Here is a 21,815-nt window from a genome sequence, read left to right as displayed (position 1 = left end):
GGGGATGGGGTCTGCTTCCTTTTCAACAGCCTCGTCCCAATCTCCGAACTATTTCACCGGCTTGCGAAACCGCAGCGTCATCCGGTCGCTTTCCCCGATCGCGAGATATTTCGCCTTGTCGACCTCTCCGTTGCGCAGGGTCGGGGGGAGCGTCCAGACGCCCTTTTCCCAGTCGGCGGTGTCCCTGGGATTGGCGTTGATCTCCGACGATCCGGCATATTCGAACCCGGCCGCTTCCGCGAGGCGGCGGATGGTCGAGACCTTCAAATAGCCGCTGCTCTTTTCCAGCGCCGCGTCCCGTCCTTCGGGCAGGCGATGATCGACGACGCCCAATGTCCCGCCCGGCTTCAGCAGATCGTAAAAGGCCTTGAAGGTCGCCATTTCCGTGCCGCCCATCACCATATTATGGACATTGCGGAAGGTCAGCAGCGTGTCGACGCTGCCCGCCGGGATCAGGCCGGTCTGGTCGGGGAAGGGAACCAGCTTCACCTTGCCGTAAATCTCCGGCTTCGCGGCCAGGAACGCCTTGTACCCGTCCAGATAGCGCCCGGTCGGCTGGAGCGCGTAGAAGCTGCCCTTGTCGTGCAGCAGGGGCGCCAGGATTTCCGTGTACCAGCCGCCGCTGGGCGCATATTCGACGACCGTCTGGTCCGGCTTCACCCCGAAGAAGGCCAGCGTCTCGGCCGGATGGCGATAGGGATCGCGCGCGCTGTTGGCGGGCGTGCGGCTGGGCGCGGCGATGGCGGCGGCAATCGGATCGGCGGCCTGATGATGCCCGGCATGCTGGGCGGCAAGCGGCAGCAGGGGCAGGGAGAGGCCGGTCAGCAGCAGGGCGGCGCGGGCGAGACGGTTCATCGGCAATCCTCTCTTCACGGGGGAGGCTCCGATGTGCCGGTGATGCAGGCTGTGCGCAAGCGCGCCGGCGGGAAATGTCCCGCCGGCAACAGATTGTTACAGATCGGCCTGTGCGGGCCGGTCGTTACAGGCAGGCTTCCAGGAAAGGCTGATCGAATCCGAACTGCCGCGCCTTGTCCAGCGTATAGGGGCGCAGGCCCATCGAGCGATATTCCCCGATGATCTTCCCGCTGTCATCCTCGTCATGATATTCGAACTTGAACAGTTCCTGGGTGACGATGACATCGCCTTCCATGCCGATCACTTCGGTGACGTTGGTGACGCGGCGGGAGCCGTCGCGCAGGCGCTTCACCTGCACGATCAGGTCGACCGAGTCCGCGATCTGCTTGGAAATCGCTTCTTTGGGAATCTTGATGTCGCCCATCAGGATCATATTCTCCATACGGCCCAGGCATTCGCGCGGGCTGTTGGAGTGGAGCGTGCACATGGAGCCGTCATGGCCCGTGTTCATCGCGGCGAGCAGGTCGAAGCACTCCGCGCCACGGATTTCGCCCAGGATGATACGGTCAGGACGCATACGCAGGGCGTTCTTCACGAGGTCGCCAATGGTGATCGCGCCTTGGCCCTCCAGGTTCGGCGGGCGGGTTTCCAGCGGCAGCCAGTGCGGCTGCTGCAGGCGAAGTTCCGCCGCGTCCTCAATGGTCAGCACGCGCTCGCCCGGGTCGATCATCTTCGACAGGGCGTTGAGCATCGTGGTCTTGCCCGAACCGGTGCCGCCCGAAATCACGATGTTCATGCGGCAGGCGCCTGCGATCTTGAGCGCGGTGCACATCTTCTGGCTCATCGCCCCCCATTGGGCGAGATTGTCCAGCGTGATCGGCTTGGCGGAGAATTTACGGATGGAGATGGCGGTGCCGCGCAGCGATAGCGGCGGCACGATGACGTTCACACGAGAGCCGTCAGGCAGGCGGGCGTCGGCCAGCGGCGTGGTCTGGTCGACGCGGCGACCGACCTTGTTCACGATGCGCTGGGCGATCTGGAACAGATGCTCCTCGTCGCGGAACTTGATCGGCGCGATCTGGAGCTTGCCCTTCTTTTCGATATAGGTCTGCTCCGGGCCGTTGACCATGATGTCGGTGACGTCCGGGTCGGACAGCAATTCCTCCAGCGGGCCAAGGCCGAGCAGCTCGTCCACCAGCACCTTTTCCAGCGCAAACTGCTCGCGCCGGTTCAGGGTCAGCTTCAGTTCGGCCAGCACCTCCATGATGATCGGGCGGAATTCCTCCGCCAGCTCATCCTTGGTCAGCGTCGCGGCGGCTTCGGGATCGACGCGCTCCAGCAGGCGGGGGAGGACCTGCTCCTTGATCTTGTGAACCGACGCTTCGAAGCCCTGCGGCCCGGCATCGGCGGCATGTTCGGCATTGGCGCGTTCCGACAGGCGCTGCATCGCGTCGGCGTTGCGCTGCATCTGGCCGGTGGGCGCGGAGAGCGGATCGAGCGGCGTTTCCGAGGGGATCGCCGTCATGTCCAGCGGCGGGAATTGCTCGCCGCCCTTGATCTCTTCCTTGGGCGCGCCTCCCTGCATTGGCCGAGCGATGCCGAAGCCCGGCTTGATGCCGGCGGGTCCATTTTTTCGTCCAAACGCGCTCATAATTCTCCGCCGAAATAATCTGGATCAGCTCTGATTGGTAAAGGTGAATAGAGTGGAAACTTTGATAAATGGCTAATGCCGTGGAGCCGGCGAAGGAGCGGTAAGGAAACGCGGGTCGGCGCCGAACCAGCCGCCGATTACTCGTCCACCCGCGAGCAGGCGCCGCCCCTGCGGGGTGATGTGGATGTGCCCCTGGTCGATGCGGATATTGCCGGACAGGGCCTGTTCCGCCACGCGCCGGTCGATCTGACGCATGTCGCCCAGATATTCGCGCATATAGAGCCGCTCCAGCCCGGCGGCGTCCAGTTCGCCGTCATGCCGCTCGATCCGGGCGAGCAGGAACATCGTGATCGACCGGTCGAAGGTCACGGGGAAGGTGATCAGGAAGCAGATGTTGAAGGAGAGGGATAGCGCGACGGCGCCGACCAGCGTCGCCGGGTCGAGCCGCAGCCTTTGACGCAGCGCCAGGCCCGTGACGAGCAGCAGCAGGGCCGTCAGGGCCGCGATGATGACGCCCCGGTAGAAGAGGATGCCGAGTTCCGCCAGCAACGGACTGCGGATCAGGCCGATATAGAGGAGGAAGCCGATGGCTATCGTCAGCGCATAGGCTAGGGCGAGCGTGATGAGAGTCTTCATGAGCGGCTTTCCTTCGGCACCGGGGCGACGCAGATCAGGGCCGAGCGGTAGACACAGGGGAGTGGCGGTCCGCCATGGAGTCTCCAGACCGGGTCGCGCGCGGCAAAGAGCAAGAAGTCGACATGCGCGCTGCGGGCGCGGTCGATCATGTCGTGCATGGGCAGAGAGCGCATGAAAATCGGCGTCAGCAGCGCCATCCGATCGGCTGTGGCCTTGGTGCCGGCGCCGAAAAGATAGGCTTGCGCATCTGCGACGGCGGGCCAGTGGCGGCCATATAGGCCGAAATCGACCGCTCTCAGCGTGATGGCCGGATTATGCTGCAACACGGCTCTGGGCGGCAGGTGACGATCGGTCCAGCCATAGGCCTGCCGCTGCGCATAGCTGATGGCGGGCGCATTGTTGAGCCCGATCGGCCGCACGGAGAATAGGGGTTGCCGGATAAGCCGCAGGCCGAACAGATCCCAGGCCGTGCCGACAGAACCCAGGGCCAGCAGGGCAAGCGCCATCGGATGGAGTTTTCGGACGGACGATATGCTCTGGCCCAGTCTCAACGTCCAGACCATGGCCGCCGTGACGGAGAAGAGAACGGCGCGCCAGCCCAGATCATTGTTGATGATGACCGATTTGAAGAAGCTGGCGATGAGCAGCGCCGTGATCGCGCTCCACAGCAATAATTGGCGGACCGCGACGCCTTGGGGCTCCGGCCGCTTGCGCGCGCGCCAGTAAAGATAGGCGCCCACGCCGCAAAGGCCGAACTCCAGCCCATAGTTGAGCGGGAGGAGGATCAGGGACCAAAGCTGCGCCGCCAGCGTGTCGGCCGCGAAGATGACGGTGAAGGGGCGTACGCCGAAGGCAATGGGAAAGGCTTCCGGCGCGCGGCCGTGGACGATGTCGTGCAACTGGGGAAGTGAGAGCAGCAGCGCGACCGTTCCGGCGATGAGCAGCACGGGATCGCGTCGCAATAGGCGCAAAATGGTCCAACCTGCCAGCAGCGGCGCAATGGTGAGGGCGATCCAGACCGACTCACCGAACATGGTGGCGAAGGCGGCCCCTGCCGCCGACCCTAGCAAGAGCCGGTTGCCCGGCCTCGTCCGCACTATGAGCAACATCCCGGTCCAAGCGGCGACCATGGCGGAAACATGATGGGGCACCCAGAGAACCGATGTGCCGAGCATGCGGATTTCGGTGTTCCAGCTATCGAGTTCCGGTTCGATCCGATGGACCACAAGATAGCGCAACAGCATGAACAACAGGTCGGCGCCTGCGATGAAGCACAAGGCGCCGGCGAGCAGCAGCAGGCGCGGACCCCGGCCGGGGCGGATGAAGGCCGCGTCGGTGGCAAGGCGCCACAGGAGCGCGACGACGCCGATCCCTGTCCAATAGACCGATCCGCTGAAGGCCATGCGCGCGCTGATCGCTTCACCGCCGATCCATTTGATGGCGGCCGGCCAGGCATAGAAATAATGATAATAGCCCGTAATGCCTTCGCGCGCGAAAAACGGATCGGAAAAGGGGACGCCCTGGCCGACAATCTGTTCGACCACCGCCGCATGCTTGACCATGTCGACGGCGATCAGGCTTTGATACAGCCTGCCGTTTACGTCCACATCGACAATGCTCCATGCGCAGATCAGCCACCAAAAGAGGCCGAGCAGGATGAAAGGCGCGAACGACGCGCTTCGATCGGGCGCCCGGAGCAGTGGAGCGCCCCATAGAGCCAGGCCGGCGTGCAGCAGGAGCATGGCCGGCATGCCCGCGATGCGGATCAGCAATATTTCGAAGACGGGCAGGACCGCCAAGCCCAGCAGCATGGCCCAGCCGATCCGCTGCCAATAGCTTTCGGCGGCAAGTCCGGCTCTGGACAGCAGGCGGACCAGGCCCAGGCCCGGCAGATATAAGACCAGCGGCGCCAGCAATGTGGCGAGGGCAAGGCCCGCAAGGTCTTGGAACATATAGGACATGGATACTCCCCGACTGAGCATCCGATTAGCGGCGCAAAGTTAAGGAGCCGCTAACCAAAAAGGCCGCGTTCCGATGCGGAACGCGGCCTTTTTGTCAGGCGGGGGTCAGTTTCGGCTTGTCAGCCGGCATGCTCCGCAAGGACGGTCAGGCCCTTTTCATTCACTTCGGCAAAGCCGCCGCGGACCGGGATGACTTCGGGCGCGCTGCCGGCGCTGGCGAAGATCTGGATCGCGCCGTCGCGGACGGTCGACATGAAGGGCGCGTGGCCTTCCAGCACGCCGAAGTCGCCATCGGTGCCGGGAACGACCACCTGATAGACCTCTTCCGAGCGGACGAGCTTTTCCGGGGTCACGAGTTCGAAATGCAGTGCCATTCTTTTGTCCTCTGAACCCCTCTCCCTATGGGAGAGGGAGGGGCCCGCCGCGAAGCGGTGGGAGGGTGAGGGTGACTGGCGATGTCCGGTCCGCCCTCATCCAACTCCGACTAGCCAGCACGCTGGCAAGTCTTCATATCCTTCTCCCGCAGGGAGAAGAATGTCAGCTTACGCCGCTTCCGCAGCCAGCTTCTTCGCCTTTTCGATGGCTTCGTCGATGCCGCCGACCATGTAGAAGGCGTTTTCGGGCAGATGGTCATATTCGCCTTCGACCACGGCCTTGAACGACTTCACCGTGTCTTCGATCTGGACGAACTTGCCCGAAATGCCGGTGAAGACCTCCGCGACGTGGAAGGGCTGCGACAGGAACTTCTGGATCTTGCGGGCGCGGGCGACGGTCAGCTTGTCCTCTTCGGACAGCTCGTCCATGCCCAGGATCGCGATGATGTCCTGAAGCGACTTGTACTTCTGGAGGATCGCCTGAACCGCGCGGGCGGTTTCATAATGCTCTTGCCCCACGACGCGGGGTTCCAGAACGCGGCTGGTCGAGTCCAGCGGGTCGACCGCAGGATAGATGCCCAGTTCCGAAATGGCGCGGTTGAGAACGGTGGTGGCGTCCAAGTGCGCGAACGAGGTCGCCGGCGCCGGATCGGTCAAGTCGTCCGCGGGGACGTACACGGCCTGCACCGAGGTGATCGAGCCCTTGTTGGTCGAGGTTATGCGCTCCTGAAGGGCGCCCATGTCGGTGGCGAGGGTCGGCTGATAGCCCACGGCCGAAGGAATACGGCCGAGCAGAGCCGACACTTCCGCGCCCGCCTGGGTGAAGCGGAAGATGTTGTCGACGAAGAACAGCACGTCCTGGCCTTCCTGATCGCGGAAATATTCCGCGATGGTGAGGCCCGACAGGGCGACGCGCGCGCGGGCGCCCGGGGGCTCGTTCATCTGGCCGTAAACCAGCGCCACCTTCGAACCTTCGCTGATCGCGTTGCCGTCGGCGTCCTTGGCGATAACGCCGGCGTCGAGGAATTCGTGATAGAGGTCGTTGCCTTCGCGGGTGCGTTCACCGACGCCCGCGAACACGGAGGTGCCGCCATGGCCCTTCGCGATGTTGTTGATCAGTTCCTGAATGAGCACGGTCTTGCCGACGCCCGCGCCGCCGAACAGGCCGATCTTGCCGCCCTTTGCGTAAGGGGCGAGAAGGTCGATGACCTTGATGCCTGTGACGAGGATCGACGCGTCGGTCGACTGGTCGACGAACTCAGGAGCCTTGGCGTGGATCGGGGCGGAGAGGGTGGTTTCCACCGGACCGCGCTCGTCGATCGGCTCACCGACGACGTTGAGGATGCGGCCGAGCGTGGCCGGGCCGACGGGAACGCGGATCTGCGCGCCGGTGTCGGTGACTTCCTGACCGCGGGTCAGGCCGTCGGTCGAGTCCATCGCGATGGTACGAACGGTGTTCTCGCCCAGATGCTGGGCGACTTCCAGCACCAGACGCTGGCCGTTGTTGCTGGTTTCCAGCGCCGAGAGAATGAACGGAACCGCATCGGGGAAGGTCACGTCGACGACGGCGCCGATGACCTGCGAGATGCGGCCTACATTGTTGGTGGTTGCCATGACTGCTTCCTTGCGTGCGTGATCTTAGAGGGCTTCGGCGCCCGAGATGATTTCGACGAGTTCGGTGGTGATCGCGGCCTGACGGCTGCGGTTATACTGAATGGTCAGCTTGTTGATGAGGTCGCCGGCATTGCGGGTCGCATTGTCCATGGCGGTCATCGACGCGCCCTGTTCGGACGCGTTGTTTTCCAGCAGCGCCTTGAAAATCTGCACCGTGACGTTGCGCGGCAGCAGGTCGTCGAGGATCGCTTCCTCGCTCGGTTCATATTCCACCGTCGCGGCGATGGCGTTGCGGTCGGCGTCGGCCGGAATCTTGACCGGGATGATCTGCTGTTCGGTCGGGATCTGGGCGAGCGCCGACTTGAACTGCGAGAAGAAGAGGTGCGCGACGTCGAACTTGCCGTTCAGATACATCTGCGTCAGCTCATGCGCGATCTCTTCGGCTTGGGCATAGCCCGGTTCCTTGGTGCCGGTGGTGTCGAACTGGGCGACGATCATGCCGGGGAAGGTGCGGTTGATGACCGGACGGCCCTTGCGGCCGATCAGATAGAAGCGGACGGTCTTGCCCTGCTGGATCAGTTCGTCCGCCTTAGCGCGCGCAGCCTTTACGATGTTGGCGTTGAACGCGCCGGCAAGGCCACGGTCGGAGTTGGCGACGACCAGCAGATGGACCTCATCCTTGCCGGTGCCTGCCAGCAGCGGGGAGGCGCCTTCGCCCGAACCGCCTGCGATCTTCGAAGCCAGCGATGCGACGACCGCTTCGAGGCGGCTCGAATAGGGGCGGGCGGCTTCGGCAGCGGCCTGCGCCTTGCGCAGCTTCGCGGCGGCGACCATCTGCTTGGCCTTGGTGATCTTCTGGGTCGACTTGACCGACCCGATGCGCAGCTTCAGTTCCTTGAGGCTAGCCATAGTTCAAACATTCCGAGCAAGGGCCAGACGGCCCGCGAGACCAAAGAAACCGACGCCCATGGCGCCTTCGAACCAGCGCATCGCGCTGCTCTGCCCGACCTTGCGCCCCGCCTTGGTGGCGAGGGCGGCGAGAAGGGCGCACCAGAAGAAGCCCAGCACATAGACGATCGCGATCAGCAGCATGCCCTGCCACGGCGCGTCCGGGCCGGTGCCGACGAACTGCGGCAGCGCGGCGAGGAAGAAGATCGCGACCTTCGGGTTCAGCACGGTGCTGATGAAACCCTGGGCGAAGGGCGATCCGCCGATCCGCAGCTTGGGCGCTTCCGACGCGGGCGCTGGCTTAACAGCGCCGCGCAGCATCGAAAGACCGAGCCAGGCGAGGTAGATCGCACCAGCAATCTTCACCGCCACGAACAGCCCCGGCACCGCGTTCAAGACGCTGAGGAAGCCGAAGCCGCACAGCGCCATGTAGAACAGCCCGCCGAGCTGGATGCCGCCGATCGCCGCCATTCCCGCCTTCAGCCCGCGCCGCGCCGCGTGACCAGCCACCAGCATGGTGTCCGGTCCCGGCAGCAGCACCAGACCGATCGCCATGACGGTCCAGGCAAGGAGGGAATGGGCGGTCAGCACGTCTTAGGCAAAGGTCTTGCCGAACGAGTCCAGCGCGGCCTTCAGCTTCGCCTTGGGCTCGTCGCCCAAATCCTTGCTGTCGCGGATCGCCGTCAGGATGTCGACATGGTCGTGACGCAGATAGGCGAGCATCAGCTCTTCATAGCGCGTCACGTCCTTGACCGGCACGCTGTCCAGATAGCCGTTGGTGCCCGCGAAGATCGACGCGGTCTGCTCTTCGAAGGGCAGCGGCGAGAACTGGGCCTGCTTCAGCAGTTCGGTCAGGCGTGCACCACGGTTCAGCAGCTTCTGGGTCGAAGCATCGAGGTCCGAACCGAACTGGGCGAAGGCCGCCATTTCGCGATATTGGGCCAGCTCCAGCTTGATCGAGCCGGAAACCTTCTTCATCGCCTTGGTCTGCGCGGCCGAGCCGACGCGCGACACCGACAGGCCGACGTTGATGGCCGGACGGATGCCCTGGTAGAAGAGGTTGGTTTCGAGGAAGATCTGGCCGTCGGTGATCGAGATCACGTTGGTCGGAATGTAGGCCGACACGTCGCCCGCCTGCGTTTCGATGATCGGCAGCGCGGTCAGCGAGCCGGCGCCGTTGGCGTCGTTCATCTTCGCCGCGCGCTCCAGCAGGCGGCTGTGCAGGTAGAACACGTCGCCGGGGTACGCTTCACGGCCCGGAGGACGGCGCAGCAGCAGCGACATCTGGCGATAGGAGACGGCCTGTTTGGAAAGGTCGTCATATACGATCACGGCATGCATGCCGTTGTCGCGGAAATATTCGCCCATGGTGACGCCGGTATAGGGCGCCAGATACTGGAGCGGAGCGGGCTCCGAAGCGGTGGCGGCGACGACGATGGAATATTCCATCGCGCCATTTTCTTCGAGCTGCTTGACGATCTGTGCGACGGTCGAGCGCTTCTGGCCGATGGCGACGTAGATGCAGTAGAGCTTCTTGCTTTCGTCACCCGAAGCGTTGATGCCCTTCTGATTGATGAAGGTGTCGATCGCGACGGCGGTCTTGCCGGTCTGACGGTCACCGATGATCAGCTCGCGCTGGCCACGGCCGACGGGGACGAGGGCGTCGATGGCCTTGAGGCCGGTCTGCACGGGTTCGTGCACCGACTTGCGGGGGATGATGCCCGGAGCCTTCGTTTCGACGCGCTTGCGCTCGGTATATTCGATCGGACCCTTGCCGTCGATCGGGTTGCCCAGACCGTCGACCACGCGGCCCAGCAGGCCCTTGCCGACCGGAACGTCCACGATGGTGCCGGTGCGCTTGACGGTGTCGCCTTCCTTGATCTCGGCGTCGGAGCCGAAGATCACGACGCCGACATTGTCGGCTTCGAGGTTGAGCGCCATGCCCTGCACGCCATTAGCGAACTCGACCATTTCGCCCGCCTGGACGTTGTCGAGGCCATGGACGCGGGCGATGCCGTCACCCACGGTCAGCACGGAACCGACTTCGCTCACCTGCGCTTCGGTGCCGAAATTGGCGATCTGGTCCTTGATGACCTTCGAAATTTCTGCGGCGTTGATATCCATGTTCAGCCTTTCAGCCTTTCATCGCGTGGGCGAGCGTGTTCAAACGGGTGCGGATGGAGGAATCGATCATCTGGCTGCCGATCTTAACGACCAGCCCGCCGAGGATCGCGGGATCGACCTTGGCATCGACCGCGACATCGCGGCCGACACGGGCCTTGAGGCTCTTTTGCAGAGCGGTGATCTGGGTCTTGCTGAGCGGGTGGGCGCTCGTCACTTCGGCGCGGGCCTCGCCCTTGTGATTCGACAGCAGCGTCTCATAGGCGCGGATGACCGCGGGAAGCTGCGACAGGCGGCGGTTCTGGGCGAGCACGCCGAGGAAATTCGTCGTCAGCGCGTCGATCCCCATGGAGGATGCGACCGCCGCGATCGTCTTGCCTGCTGCGTCGCGGCTGAGAACAGGGCTGTTGATCAGACCCTTGAAGTCAGCCGATTCGGCAATGGCTGCCTTGAGCGCCGCAAGACTCGCCGCGACGGTGTCGAGCGTCTTGCCGTCGCGGGCCAGATCGAACAGCGCCACCGCATAGCGGCCGCTGAGGCTGGCCTGAATACCGCCGGTCGTCTCCACGCGCTTACCGTCCTCCATTCGTTCACTGGCACTTCATTTGCCGGTCATGCAAAAAGAGGGGAGCAGTAACTGCCCCGGTCCCCTGTTGGGGGGCCGGTTAGCAGTGGGATTGTGACTATGCAAGCCATGGAACGCGATTCGACCATCAGTATGAAATCATCGCGATTTGACTGAGTTTTTATGGCGCCCGAATCGCCCGTCCCGCCGGTTATTTTCCGGCGTCGGGCGGAGCCAGCCGGCCCTTTTGGCAATGATAGACGATCCGCTCATTGGGTTGGGCGGGCAGCAGGGCGGCGAGATCGCTCTGCAGCGAGGCGATTTTGCCCAGCAGCGCGGAATCGCCGCCGCAGCCCCTGATCGGGCCGTTTCCGAGCGCGCGGGCCTTCGCCATGGTGTTGAGATCGGGCAGCCAGCGCTGGACCCGGAGCGTGCCCGTGGCCGGATCGAAACGGCTGACGGTCACGAAACCATGGTCGTCGGGCAGGTTCGCCCGCTGCCAGCCGGTGCCGGACGAGACATATTGGGTGTTGCCGTCGACGCAGCCGCCCTCAGCCCAGTTGAACCCGATGTCATTGGGTTCCGACACGGTGAGCCGGCTGCGATTCACGTCGACCCGGCAGATATTGTCGCCCGCCCAGGCATAGGCGTTGTTGCCGGTGACGCTTTTGTCGTCGGGCAGGGAGATGCGCTCGTCGATGCTGGAAAAGCTGGGTTTCAGGAAGAACAGCCCGATCGCGCCGAACAGCAATAGGCCGCCGCCCGCCAGCCACCAGGTTGCGCGCCTTTCCCGGCCCTGGCTGTAGAACAGCCCGCCCGCGCCCAGGCCCAATACCGCCAGCGCCAGCAGCACGGCGGCGCCCGCCATGGCGTTTTCGCGGGCGGAGATGACGTCGCGCTCGGCCGTGTCGCGGGCCTTGTTTATCGCGGCTTCGCGGGCGTCGGCGCGGGCGCGCTCCGATTGTTCGCTCCGCGCCTCCTCGCGCTGGGTGAGCGCGGCTTCGGCGGCGTCGGCCTCCGCCATGGAACGGCAGGGGACGACGGTGTGCAGCGACGACACGCCCGCTTGCCGCAGGAAGGAGGCGACTTCGCGCCAGGATACGGCGAATCCGAACTCCGCGTCATTGCCGTCGGATACGGAGCCGAAACTGTTGACCCCCAGCACGCGGCCGCAATCGTCGACCAGCGGCCCGCCGCTGTTTCCCGCCGCCAGCGGCGCGGTATGCAGCACCGTATCGAAGCTCTGGCTGGACCGGCCGGACGACACATTGCCGCTGGTCTTCACCGTGCCCAACGGCTCGACCAGTTGCTTGAGGCCCAGCCCCTGCGCGCGGTCGACCGTGCCGGGATAGCCGATGGCGGTGACATGCTGCCCGTCGCTGACCGCCCCGGCGTAGAAGGTGCTGACGGGCAGGCTGCCCTCCTCCAACTGGATCAGCGCCAGGTCGTTGCCGGGGGAGAAGGCGATGATCCGGCCGCCATAGGTCTTCGTCCCCTCCGAAGGGATGACGCCGATGACGAGGTCCTTCTCCTCCCGCGTCAGCTCGACCACATGGGCGTTGGTGATGATCTTGTCCGGCGCAACCGCGAAGCCGCTGCCATGCCCCACGAAATAGGCGTCGGAGCCGTTGGTCGCGACCAGCACGACGCGGACGACCCCGCGCGCGGCGGCGGCGATGTCCTGCTGTTCCGCATGCGCGCTCATCGGCCCGGCAAGGGCGAGGAGCGCGGCCAGAACAGCGGCGAGGCGACGGAGGTGAGCGACCATGGTTGGCGGCATTCATATGCGATGGTGGGATTGAGGCAATGCGGAAATGCGCGAAACCGTTTTTTGACCGCAAGCGGCGGGAAGTCTGATGTCTTCCAAGCGGCTATCCCTTATCTATGACCGAGATGAGACAGATCGAAGCCCCGACGCACGCGATGCCGGATGCCGAAACCTGCTGGGACGCGTTTCTGCGCCGGGACCGCGGCCTTGACGGGCGGTTCGTGGGCGCGGTGCTGACCACCGGCATCTATTGCAAGCCGAGCTGCGCCGCACGCCATCCCCGGCGGGAGAATATGATCTTCCTGCCCGATCCGGATGCGGCGCGGGCGGCGGGGTTCCGCGCCTGCCTGCGCTGCCGCCCGGATGAGGTGGGCCGCGACCGGCTGGCGGTGGAGGCGGTGCGGGCGTTCATCGCAGCGGCTGAAACACCGCCCTCGCTGGACGAGGTGGCGGCGCATGCCGGCTATGCGCCGCATCATTTCCACCGGCTGTTCAAGCGGGAAACCGGACTGACGCCAGCCGCCTATGCCCGATCCCTGCGGGCCGAGCGGCTGAAATCGGCGCTGACCGAGGGCGGGAGCGTGACGGAAGCGATCTATGAAGCGGGCTATAATGCGCCGAGCCGCGCCTATGCGGACGCGGAAAAGCATCTCGGGATGACGCCCAGCGCCTGGAAGGACGGCGGCCGGGACGTGGTGATTCGCCACAAGATCATGCCGACCAGTCTGGGCCGGGTGCTGGTGGCGGCGACGGAGCGGGGCCTCTGCCGCATCAGTTTCGATGAGGAGGAAGCGGACCTGCGGCAGCGCTTCCCCAAGGCGGAGATCCTCTCCGCCGATGCCCGGCTGGAGGGGCTGGCGGCGCAGGTGGCGCGGTTGATCGATGATCCGGCCCAGGCGCCTGATCTGCCGCTGGATGTCTGCGGCACGGCTTTCCAGCAGGCGGTGTGGGCCGCGCTGCGCGCCATTCCGCCGGGCGAGACGCGCAGCTATGGCGAAATCGCGGCGGCCATCGGCAAGCCCGGCGCCGTGCGAGCGGCGGGCACGGCCTGTGGCGGCAATAATCTGGCGGTGCTGATTCCCTGCCACCGGGTCTTGCGCGGCGATGGAAGTCTGGGCGGCTATGCCTATGGCGCGGAACGCAAGCAGGCGCTGTTGGAGCGGGAGAAGAGATAAATCACAGTGCTCCTGTGCAGGCACTCGAACGAGACGAGTGGCTCGTGAGGGCCCAGTTCGGACGGCAGGACTGGGTTCCTGCCTACGCAGGAACACGGTGCGGGATAAGCGGAACAAATTCTAGTTACCTGAATCCGAAATTCGCTGCATTGATTTCGTCACCCCGGGCTTGACCCGGGGTCCCGCTTCCTCCTGCGCACTGGCTGAAGAAAAGCGGGATCCCGGGTCAAGCCCGGGATGACGATAATGTAATGAACTTCGATTCCGCCATACTAGTGGATTGATTCCAACGTTTGGAACCCTCGGTTTCGGGCTGCGATGATGTCGTCGGGATTGGCTTTCCAGATGAAGGGTTTGGGGTTTGCGGCGTTGTATTCGCGGATGAAGCGATTGATGGCGGCCTGGAGATCGACGAGGGAATGGAAGACCCCGTGTTTGAGCCGGCGTCGGGTCAGCTTGGCGAAGAAGCCCTCGACGGCATTGAGCCATGAGCTGGAGGTTGGCGTGAAATGGAAGGTCCAGCGCGGATGGCGGGCGAGCCATTGCTGGACCTTGTCCTTTTTGTGTGTCGCATAGTTGTCGAGGATCACGTGGATCGCTTTGTCCGCCGGCACTTCGCGCTCGATACGGTTGAGGAAACGGATGAACTCCTGATGACGATGGCGCTGCATGTTCTGCCCGATGACCGTTCCGTCCAGCACATTGAGAGCGGCAAACAGCGTGGTCGTGCCGTGCCGCTTGTAATCATGGGTCATGGTGCCTGCGCGGCCCTTCTTCATCGGCAGGCCGGGCTGGGTGCGGTCGAGCGCCTGGATTTGCGACTTCTCATCGACGGACAGCACCACCGCATGAGCCGGCGGATCGACATAGAGGCCGACGATTTCGGTGAGCTTCTCGGCAAACGCCGGGTCGTTCGACAGTTTGAAGCTGCGCCAGCGGTGCGGGCTGAGACCGTGCGCCTTCCAGATCGCCTGCACCGTCGAGGCGGCAACGCCAGCCACCTTCGCCATGGCGCGCAACGTCCAGTGGGTCGCCTCGTGCGGGGGCGGCTCATGCGTCAGGCGGACGATCTCGGCGACATGCGTGGGCGGGATCGGCGCCTTGCCGGGCGGACGGGATTTATCGCGAAGCAGACCCTCGACGCCTTCGTTCATGAAGCGTTCCTGCCATCGCCAGACGCAGGTCTTGGACTTGCCCGTCGCGGCCATGATCGCCGAGGTACCCAGACCATCGCCGCTCAGCAGCACAATACGGGCCCGCCAAACGTGCTTCTGCGGGCTCTGCGGGGCCGCTGTAATGTCGCACAATCGCTGACGGTCGGCGGCGGACAGGGTGAAAGTGATGCCATCGCGCATCCTCTCAGACTCGCACGCCAGCAAGCCGATGGGAATCCCCCATCGGACTCTTTTGTTCCGGTCAATCCACTAGCCTTTCTTCAACCGCTCCATGATCGCCCGGCGCTGGGCTTTGTTCATCCCCCTCCAGCGCGCGATTTCGTCCGTCGTCCGCCCGCAGCCGGTGCAGACGCGCCCGGCCTTGTTCAGCTTGCAGATGTTGACGCAGGGGCTTTCCATGGGGCTCAGGCCATCACATGAAGCTGTAGGGGTCGACGTCGACCGCCACCCTTGTGCCCGATTTCCAGGTGAGATTGCCCAGCCATTCCCGGATCGCGCCCTGCACGTCGACCTGCCGCGTGGCGTGGATCAGCAGGCGGTGGCGATGCCTGCCGCGCAGCACCGAAAGCGGAGCCGGGGCGGGGCCGTAGACGCGCATCCCCTCGATCAAAGGCGCGGACTTGCCGATCAGCCGGGCGACCTCGGCGGCTTCGTCCGCATCCTCGCTGGACACGATGATCGCGGCGAAGCGGCCGAAGGGCGGGGCGTTGGCGTGGCGGCGATTTTCCGTCTCCACCTCGTAGAAACGCTCCGAATCGCCCGCGATCAGCGCCTTGATGACCTCCGCCTCCGGCATGCGGGTCTGGATGAAGACGCGGCCCGGCTTTTGTCCCCGTCCTGCTCTGCCGGCCACCTGCACGATCTGCTGGAAGGTGCGTTCCGACGCCCGCAGGTCGCCGCCCTCCAGCCCCAGATCGGCGTCGATCACCCCCACCAGCGTCAGGTTGGGGAAATGATAGCCCTTGGTGACGAGCTGGGTGCCGATGATGATGTCGATGGCGCCCGCCTCCACGGATTTCACGAATTCCGCGACCTTGGCCGGGGAGCAGAGCGTGTCCGAAGTAACGATGGCGGTGCGCGCCTGCGGCCAGAGCGCCTTCACTTCGTCCGCGATCCGCTCGACGCCGGGGCCGCAGGCGACAAGGCTATCCTCCTCCTTGCATTCCGGGCAGAAGCGCGGCGCGGGGATGACATGGCCGCAATGATGGCAGGCGAGGCGATGGGTCAGCCGGTGCTCGACCATCCAGGCGGTGCAATTGGGGCATTGGAAGCGATAGCCGCAATGGCGGCAGAGCGTCAGCGGCGCATAGCCCCGGCGGTTGAGGAAGAGCAGGCTCTGCTCCTCCTTCGCCATAGTCTCGTCGATCGCCTTGACCAGCGGCGGCGCGATCCAGCGGCCGCGCTCTGGCGGGTCGGTGAGCAGGTTGATGCCTTCTATGTCCGGCATTGCCGCCCCGCCGAAGCGGGAGGGCAGCTTGATCTCGCGATAGCGGCCCAGCTCCACCTGATGCCGCGTCTCGATGGCGGGGGTGGCGGAGGCGAGGATGACCGGGAATTTCTCAGTAAGGCCGCGCATCACCGCCACGTCGCGGGCGTGATAATGGACGCCGTCCTCCTGCTTGAAGCTGGCTTCATGCGCTTCATCGACGACGATCAGGCCCAGATTGGGATAAGGCAGGAACAGCGCCGAGCGGGCGCCGACGACCACCGGCGCCTCGCCCGCTGCGATCGCCCGCCAGGCGCGCCGCCGCTCGCTCTGGCGCAGGCCGCTGTGCCAGTTGACCGGCACCGTGCCGAAGCGCTTTTCGAAACGCTCCAGAAACGGCTCGGTCAGGGCGATTTCGGGAAGCAGCACCAGCGCCTGCCGCCCCTCCCTGATGGCGGCGGCAATGGCCTCGAAATAGACCTCCGTCTTGCCCGATCCGGTCACGCCATCCAGCAGGAAAGGGGCGAAGGCCTGTTCCCTGACCGCTTCGATGAACTGATCGGCGGCCGCGCCCTGCTTGTCCGACAGCAGCGGCGGGGCATGGTTGGGGTCGGGCATGGGGAAGGGCGTGTCCACGCTCACCTCCACCGCTTCGAAGGCGCCCGCCTTGATCAGCCCGCGAATCACCGCGTCGCTGACCCCGCCGATCATCGCCAGTTCGCGGATCAGCCCCTGCCGCTCCCCGATGCGCTCCATCGCCTGGGTGCGCTGTTCGGTCATGCGTTCCGGCAGGTCGCCGGTCGCCCGATATTCGATGACGGTGCGCGCACCCTCCAGCGCGGCCATCGACGCCAGCGTCATGCGCAGTACGGCGGCGATGGGGGCGAGATAATAGTCCGCCGTCCACTCGATCAGGCGGCGCAGCGTTTCGGGCACCGGCGGCGCGTCGACCGGGCCGACAATGTTGCGCAGGCGATTGTCGCCCACCGTCTCGATCCCGGGAAAGCTGTCCTCGTCCCACACCACGCCGACGATCTGGCGCGGCCCCAGCGGCGCGACGATAATGCTGCCGGGCTTGGCCGCCATCCCGTGCGGCACCCGATAGTCGAGCGGCCCCAGGGCGGCGTTGAGCAGGATGACACGGGCGCGCGAACTCATTGACCTCTCCCTAATGACAGGGGCGGACGAGGCAAGCGTCAGATTTTCCAGCTCAGCGTCAGCCAGGGGATATGCGCCACCGCATCGGGGCGGCCGTCGCGGAAGGTCTGCTGCCGCATGTAAAGCAGTTGCGCGTCCAGCGCCTTGCTGATCGGATGGCGCAGGCCGATCTGGTTGCGCATGACGGCAAGGCCGGTCTTGTCGCTCGGACGAGCGCGGTTGAGGTGGAACATCAGTTCGGTCGCGGCGATCAGCGTCCATTTCTTCGCGCTGTCCAGCGGGACCGACGCCTGCACCCGCTGGCGCAGCCGCCAGCTTGCCCTGTCGGCGGTGTCGAAGAAGCGCTGTTCGATCCGGGTGCGGCTCAGCCAGATGCCTTTGGTCAGCGTCACCTGCTGGAACAGGCGCATTTCCTGCTCCGGACCGGAATGGAAATAGGCAAGGCCGCCGCCCACCTGCACCCCGGCCGCGATGCGATGGTCGATCAGGACCCGCACGGTCTGCTGCTCGCCATTGGAGGCGTCGCGCCGGAAGCGCTGGCTGGTGTCGAGGTTGATCGTGTCGGCGTCGCTCGCCTGGATGACCAGTGATTCGGTCGTCCAGGCCTGGGTTTCGCTGGTCGCGGCGGATGCGGGGGCGGCGGCGCTCATTGCGATGAGCAGGGGCGCGTCCCATATATGGCGTGGACGCTGAAGGCGGGGCATGGATCGGTCCTTTGGAAAGGTGCCGCCGTCATAATGTTGCGCAGGCGCGTTGGTAAAGCCTCATCCACCGGCAAACATGGCTAAATCCGCCAGCAGCCGCTAAAGGGGGCGCGATTCGCTCACCTCTCCCTTCGGAGCCCAGTTTTCGGAGCCACCCCATGAAATTCTTCGTCGATACCGCCGACACCAACGAAATCCGCGACCTTGCCGCCACGGGCCTGCTGGATGGCGTCACCACCAACCCCTCGCTGATCCACAAGTCGGGCCGCAAGTTCCTGGAAGTGGTGGAGGAAATCTGCGGCATCGTCGAAGGCCCGGTTTCGGCCGAAGTCGTCGCGCTCGACCATGAGACGATGATGAAGGAAGCCGCCGTGCTGCGGAAGATCGCCGGCAATGTCTGCATCAAGGTGCCGCTGACCATCGACGGCCTCAAGACCTGCAAGGCGCTGACCGGCGAGGGCGTGATGGTGAACGTCACCCTCTGCTTCTCGGCCAATCAGGCGCTGCTGGCGGCCAAGGCGGGCGCGACCTTCATCTCGCCCTTCGTCGGCCGGCATGACGATAACGGCTTCGATGGCATGAAGCTGATCGAGGATATTCGCCTGATCTACGACAATTATTCCTTCGCCACCGAGATTTTGGTCGCGAGCGTGCGTCATCCGATCCATGTGCTGGAAGCGGCGAAGATCGGCGCCGACGTGATGACCGCGCCGCCCTCGGTCATCAAGGCGCTGTTCAACCATGTGCTGACCGAAAAGGGCATTGCCGGCTTCCTGGCCGATTGGGAGAAGACCGGCCAGTCGGTCCTCTGATCGCATTCCCTCAACTGAACGACTGACGTGCTCCTGCGAAGGCAGGAGCCCAGTTCAGACCTTGGACCTAGGCTCCTGGCTTCGCAGGAGCACGGTGATTGCAACCTCTCGCATCGCGCATCATTCTCTCCCCCCAAAGGAGAGAGCCGATGTTCGTCGCGGTCTATTGGTGGCGCGTCCACCCCGGCAAGGAGGAGCAGTTCCGCAAAGCCTGGCGCCGGGGAACCGACCTGATCCGCGAAAAATATGGCAGCTATGGTTCCCGCCTGCACTGCGACGCCGACGGGCGCTTCGTCGGCTATGCCGAATGGCCGGACGAGGCGACCTGGCGCGCGGCGTTCGACCAGAAGATGGTCTATGACGAGCCGGAGACCCGCGCCGCCTTTGTCGACGCCATTGCCGAAGTGCCGCCCGACGCCGATCCCATCTTCACCATGACCGTGACCGACGATCTGCTGCTGCGCGCGGCAGGGGGGCCTGGCCGATCGGCCTAAGGTCGCCTTTCTTTCCTGGGTCGCGTGGACAATTCGGATGTCGGCAGATGGCCAATCCAAGACATTCCCCTCCCGCAGGCGGGAGGGGTTAGGGATGGGCGCGAGCGCAGCGAGCTTCCAGCTTAGCCGTTGAAAATCGCCGCTGGTGTTGCGCGAACCCACCCCCTAGCCCCCTCCCGCCTGCGGGAGGGGGAATGACAGAAATCCACCCAAATCGCTCACTCCGGCGAGCCTGAATCTGCCCACCTTGCCTAACACCTTTGCCCCCTGCACCTGTACCGATGCGCCGATGCGCCCCGCGCTACAGGCCCTATCACCAGAGAGGCCTGCCCAGCCCCTGGAAAGAAGGAGGGAAGGAGCATCGCCGCCAGCCTGTCCTGTTCCGCTTTGCCCACCGCCGAAGCCCGCCCGTCCGCGGCCTATCGCCGCGACATAGACGGACTGCGCGCATTGGCGGTGCTGCCGGTGCTGTTCTATCACGTCGACCTCTGGCCCTTTTCCGGTGGCTTTGTCGGCGTCGACATCTTCTTCGTCATCTCCGGCTATCTGATCGCCTCGATCATTGGCCGGGAACTGGCGGAGGGCCGGTTCAGCCTCACCGCCTTCTATGCGCGGCGCATCCGCCGGATATTCCCCGCCCTGTTCGCGACCATCGCCGTCACCATCGTCGCGGGCAGCCAGATCCTGCTGCCGCTCGATTACCGCGCCCTGGGCATGAGCGCGGCGGCGACGACGCTGTTCGCCAGCAACCTCTATTTCGCGGGGCACAGCGGCTATTTCGGCAGCGCGGCGGAGGAAGCGCCGCTGCTCCACACATGGTCGCTGGCGGTGGAGGAGCAATTCTACATCCTCTTCCCGCTGCTGATGCTGGGCGCTTTCCGGGCGGGCGGGCGCAGCCGGTTCCTGCTGGGCATCGTGGCGGCGCTTTCCTTCGGGAGCGCGCTGATGCTGGTCTATCATGCGCCGGTCCTGGCCTTCTACCTGCCCTTTCCCCGCGCCTGGGAGTTTCTGGCCGGGGCGTTGCTGGCGACCGGCCTGCTGCCGTCGTTGCGCGGCCGATGGGCGGCGCAGCTCTGCGCGCTGGCCGGGATCGCCTCCATCGGCTGGGCGGTGTTCGGCTTTTCCAGCGCGACCGTCTTTCCCGGGCTGAACGCGCTCTACCCTGTGCTGGGCGCGATGCTGATCCTGCATGCGGGGCAGAGCGGGTCGGCGGTCAGCCGGATGCTGGGCGGCACGGCGCCGGTGGCGATCGGTCGCATCTCCTATTCGCTCTATCTGTGGCATTGGCCGATCGTCGTCTTTTGGACCTATCGCACCGATGGCGACTGGCGATTGCGGGAGCAGGCGCTGGTCCTGCTCCTCTCGCTCCTCGCCGCCGCCCTTTCCTGGCGCTTCATCGAGGAGCCGTTTCGCAGGGCGCGGTCCTTCACCACCGCCCGCGCCTTTGCCTTTGCGGGCGCGATGGTGGCCGCCGGATGCGGAGCAGGGGCCTTGCTCTATCTCTCCGGCGGTCTGCCCGCGCGAGTGGCGCCCTCGGTCGCGGCGCTCGACGCGGCGAGCCGGAGCATGGCCTATCTGCCCGAGCGCTGCTCCGGCATGGCGGCGGTGCGGCATCGGACGTTGTGCGCGGTCGGCGCGCATAACGGCACGGCGCCCAGCTTCCTGCTGTGGGGCGATTCCCACGCCCGCGCGCTGAAGCCTGCTTTCGACCAGGCGGGCGATGCGCTGGGGCTTTCGGGCCGGATCGCCTCCTACCCCGCCTGTCCCACGCTGCTGGGGCTCGACCGGCTGGACCAGCCGCCCAGCCATGATTGCAGCGCCTTCAACGCCCAGGTGCTGGCGATGCTGCGCGCCAGCCCCACCATCCACACCGTCTTCCTTGTCTCCCGCTGGGGCCTGTGCGCCAACGGCCGCCGCCCCGAAGGGGGAACGCCCTGCTATCTCGGCCGGGACGAGAATGACGACAGGAGCCTCAGCCGGGATGCCTTGCTGTTCCGCTCGGGCCTGAAGGAAACGGTGCGGACGCTGACGGCCATGGGCAAACGGGTCATCCTGGTCGCGCCCATTCCGGAATTCCGCCGCAACGTGCCCGAAAGCCTTGCGCGGGCGGAACTCTACAGCGAACCGGCGCAACTTGCGCTGTCGCGCGCGGACTATCTGCGCCGCCAGCGGCAGGTCTTCAGCGCTTTCGATGAAATGCGGCGGCGTTTCGCGGCGGGAATCCTCTATCCGCACCATTTTCTCTGCCGTTCCGGCCAATGCGCGACGATGGCGCATGGCGTGCCGCTCTATTCCGACGATGACCATCTGTCGCGCCAGGGCAGCCTGCTGCTGAGCGGCATGGTCTATGAGGCGATGCGGCCGAGATGAGGCTTTGC

Annotated in this window: 19 protein-coding genes; 4 read left to right on the top strand and 15 right to left on the bottom strand. The window is 65.1% G+C overall.

What is annotated here, in order from left to right; genetic code table 11:
* Positions 1 to 48 precede the first annotated feature (48 nt).
* From HUK72_RS08740 to HUK72_RS08690, 11 genes are all read right to left on the bottom strand, one after another.
* The gene (locus tag HUK72_RS08740) at positions 49 to 855 is read right to left on the bottom strand and encodes a class I SAM-dependent methyltransferase (RefSeq protein WP_176596441.1); all 807 of its coding nucleotides are present in this window, start codon (positions 853 to 855) and stop codon (positions 49 to 51) included.
* Between the two features lie 124 nt (positions 856 to 979).
* Positions 980 to 2,506: a CpaF family protein gene (locus tag HUK72_RS08735; protein WP_176596440.1), complete on the bottom strand. Its 1,527-nt coding sequence runs from the start codon at positions 2,504 to 2,506 to the stop codon at positions 980 to 982.
* Between the two features lie 72 nt (positions 2,507 to 2,578).
* Positions 2,579 to 3,142, bottom strand: a complete 564-nt coding sequence (locus tag HUK72_RS08730) for a hypothetical protein (protein WP_176596439.1) — start codon at positions 3,140 to 3,142, stop codon at positions 2,579 to 2,581.
* A complete protein-coding gene (locus HUK72_RS08725) occupies positions 3,139 to 5,103 on the bottom strand; it encodes a hypothetical protein (protein ID WP_176596438.1) in 1,965 nt (654 codons plus the stop codon). The genes HUK72_RS08730 and HUK72_RS08725 overlap by 4 nt, the downstream gene beginning before the upstream one ends.
* 119 nt (positions 5,104 to 5,222) lie before the next feature.
* On the bottom strand, positions 5,223 to 5,477 hold the full coding sequence (locus tag HUK72_RS08720; RefSeq protein WP_013846041.1) for an ATP synthase F1 subunit epsilon: 255 nt from the start codon (positions 5,475 to 5,477) through the stop codon (positions 5,223 to 5,225).
* 168 nt (positions 5,478 to 5,645) lie between these two features.
* Positions 5,646 to 7,091, bottom strand: a complete 1,446-nt coding sequence (gene atpD / locus HUK72_RS08715; RefSeq protein WP_066558844.1) for a F0F1 ATP synthase subunit beta — start codon at positions 7,089 to 7,091, stop codon at positions 5,646 to 5,648.
* A 24-nt stretch (positions 7,092 to 7,115) separates the two neighbouring features.
* On the bottom strand, positions 7,116 to 8,000 hold the full coding sequence (locus tag HUK72_RS08710) for a F0F1 ATP synthase subunit gamma (RefSeq protein ID WP_176596437.1): 885 nt from the start codon (positions 7,998 to 8,000) through the stop codon (positions 7,116 to 7,118).
* 3 nt (positions 8,001 to 8,003) lie between these two features.
* A complete protein-coding gene (locus HUK72_RS08705; protein WP_176596436.1) occupies positions 8,004 to 8,630 on the bottom strand; it encodes a LysE family translocator in 627 nt (208 codons plus the stop codon).
* Between the two features lie 3 nt (positions 8,631 to 8,633).
* On the bottom strand, positions 8,634 to 10,163 hold the full coding sequence (gene atpA / locus HUK72_RS08700; RefSeq protein WP_176596435.1) for a F0F1 ATP synthase subunit alpha: 1,530 nt from the start codon (positions 10,161 to 10,163) through the stop codon (positions 8,634 to 8,636).
* Positions 10,164 to 10,173: 10 nt separating this feature from the next.
* On the bottom strand, positions 10,174 to 10,728 hold the full coding sequence (locus HUK72_RS08695; RefSeq protein ID WP_176597798.1) for a F0F1 ATP synthase subunit delta: 555 nt from the start codon (positions 10,726 to 10,728) through the stop codon (positions 10,174 to 10,176).
* 208 nt (positions 10,729 to 10,936) lie between these two features.
* Positions 10,937 to 12,493 (bottom strand): S1C family serine protease, encoded by a 1,557-nt coding sequence (locus tag HUK72_RS08690; RefSeq protein ID WP_176596434.1) that lies wholly within the window; start codon positions 12,491 to 12,493, stop codon positions 10,937 to 10,939.
* A gap of 116 nt (positions 12,494 to 12,609) precedes the next feature.
* On the opposite strand from HUK72_RS08690, the gene ada reads away from it, so the two are divergent.
* A complete protein-coding gene (gene ada, locus HUK72_RS08685; protein ID WP_176596433.1) occupies positions 12,610 to 13,668 on the top strand; it encodes a bifunctional DNA-binding transcriptional regulator/O6-methylguanine-DNA methyltransferase Ada in 1,059 nt (352 codons plus the stop codon).
* Positions 13,669 to 13,940: 272 nt separating this feature from the next.
* Here the strand turns inward: ada and HUK72_RS08680 are convergent, their stop codons facing one another.
* From HUK72_RS08680 to HUK72_RS08665, 4 genes are all read right to left on the bottom strand, one after another.
* Positions 13,941 to 15,023 (bottom strand): IS630 family transposase, encoded by a 1,083-nt coding sequence (locus HUK72_RS08680; RefSeq protein ID WP_176595971.1) that lies wholly within the window; start codon positions 15,021 to 15,023, stop codon positions 13,941 to 13,943.
* A 69-nt stretch (positions 15,024 to 15,092) separates the two neighbouring features.
* Positions 15,093 to 15,242 (bottom strand): DUF1289 domain-containing protein, encoded by a 150-nt coding sequence (locus tag HUK72_RS08675; RefSeq protein ID WP_176596432.1) that lies wholly within the window; start codon positions 15,240 to 15,242, stop codon positions 15,093 to 15,095.
* 13 nt (positions 15,243 to 15,255) lie between these two features.
* Positions 15,256 to 17,427, bottom strand: coding sequence for a primosomal protein N' (locus tag HUK72_RS08670; protein WP_176596431.1), 2,172 nt, complete (start codon positions 17,425 to 17,427; stop codon positions 15,256 to 15,258).
* Between the two features lie 38 nt (positions 17,428 to 17,465).
* Positions 17,466 to 18,131, bottom strand: a complete 666-nt coding sequence (locus HUK72_RS08665) for a DUF2490 domain-containing protein (protein WP_176596430.1) — start codon at positions 18,129 to 18,131, stop codon at positions 17,466 to 17,468.
* Between the two features lie 158 nt (positions 18,132 to 18,289).
* On the opposite strand from HUK72_RS08665, the gene fsa reads away from it, so the two are divergent.
* The 3 genes from fsa (at position 18,290) to HUK72_RS08650 (ending at position 21,807) form a co-directional block, all read left to right on the top strand.
* Positions 18,290 to 18,943, top strand: coding sequence for a fructose-6-phosphate aldolase (gene fsa, locus HUK72_RS08660; RefSeq protein WP_176596429.1), 654 nt, complete (start codon positions 18,290 to 18,292; stop codon positions 18,941 to 18,943).
* A 149-nt stretch (positions 18,944 to 19,092) separates the two neighbouring features.
* Complete coding sequence (locus HUK72_RS08655; RefSeq protein WP_176596428.1) at positions 19,093 to 19,437, top strand: antibiotic biosynthesis monooxygenase; 345 nt, start codon at positions 19,093 to 19,095, stop codon at positions 19,435 to 19,437.
* A gap of 387 nt (positions 19,438 to 19,824) precedes the next feature.
* Positions 19,825 to 21,807: an acyltransferase family protein gene (locus HUK72_RS08650; protein WP_176596427.1), complete on the top strand. Its 1,983-nt coding sequence runs from the start codon at positions 19,825 to 19,827 to the stop codon at positions 21,805 to 21,807.
* Positions 21,808 to 21,815 lie beyond the last annotated feature (8 nt).

Source organism: Sphingobium sp. 15-1 (assembly GCF_013375535.1).
GTDB lineage: Bacteria > Pseudomonadota > Alphaproteobacteria > Sphingomonadales > Sphingomonadaceae > Sphingobium > Sphingobium aromaticivastans.
This window is presented reverse-complemented; position numbering and strand designations above follow the sequence as displayed.

Bases quoted from the DNA above. Each gene is read 5' to 3' on its own strand.
- HUK72_RS08655 (WP_176596428.1), top strand. From the start codon at position 19,093: ATGTTCGTCGCGGTCTATTGGTGGCGCGTCCACCCCGGCAAGGAGGAG.
- atpA (WP_176596435.1), bottom strand. From the start codon at position 10,163: ATGGATATCAACGCCGCAGAAATTTCGAAGGTCATCAAGGACCAGATC.
- HUK72_RS08680 (WP_176595971.1), bottom strand. From the start codon at position 15,023: ATGCGCGATGGCATCACTTTCACCCTGTCCGCCGCCGACCGTCAGCGA.
- atpD (WP_066558844.1), bottom strand. From the start codon at position 7,091: ATGGCAACCACCAACAATGTAGGCCGCATCTCGCAGGTCATCGGCGCC.
- HUK72_RS08675 (WP_176596432.1), bottom strand. From the start codon at position 15,242: ATGGAAAGCCCCTGCGTCAACATCTGCAAGCTGAACAAGGCCGGGCGC.
- HUK72_RS08720 (WP_013846041.1), bottom strand. From the start codon at position 5,477: ATGGCACTGCATTTCGAACTCGTGACCCCGGAAAAGCTCGTCCGCTCG.
- HUK72_RS08730 (WP_176596439.1), bottom strand. From the start codon at position 3,142: ATGAAGACTCTCATCACGCTCGCCCTAGCCTATGCGCTGACGATAGCC.
- HUK72_RS08725 (WP_176596438.1), bottom strand. From the start codon at position 5,103: ATGTCCTATATGTTCCAAGACCTTGCGGGCCTTGCCCTCGCCACATTG.
- ada (WP_176596433.1), top strand. From the start codon at position 12,610: ATGACCGAGATGAGACAGATCGAAGCCCCGACGCACGCGATGCCGGAT.
- HUK72_RS08735 (WP_176596440.1), bottom strand. From the start codon at position 2,506: ATGAGCGCGTTTGGACGAAAAAATGGACCCGCCGGCATCAAGCCGGGC.
- HUK72_RS08690 (WP_176596434.1), bottom strand. From the start codon at position 12,493: ATGGTCGCTCACCTCCGTCGCCTCGCCGCTGTTCTGGCCGCGCTCCTC.
- HUK72_RS08670 (WP_176596431.1), bottom strand. From the start codon at position 17,427: ATGAGTTCGCGCGCCCGTGTCATCCTGCTCAACGCCGCCCTGGGGCCG.
- fsa (WP_176596429.1), top strand. From the start codon at position 18,290: ATGAAATTCTTCGTCGATACCGCCGACACCAACGAAATCCGCGACCTT.
- HUK72_RS08665 (WP_176596430.1), bottom strand. From the start codon at position 18,131: ATGCCCCGCCTTCAGCGTCCACGCCATATATGGGACGCGCCCCTGCTC.
- HUK72_RS08740 (WP_176596441.1), bottom strand. From the start codon at position 855: ATGAACCGTCTCGCCCGCGCCGCCCTGCTGCTGACCGGCCTCTCCCTG.
- HUK72_RS08710 (WP_176596437.1), bottom strand. From the start codon at position 8,000: ATGGCTAGCCTCAAGGAACTGAAGCTGCGCATCGGGTCGGTCAAGTCG.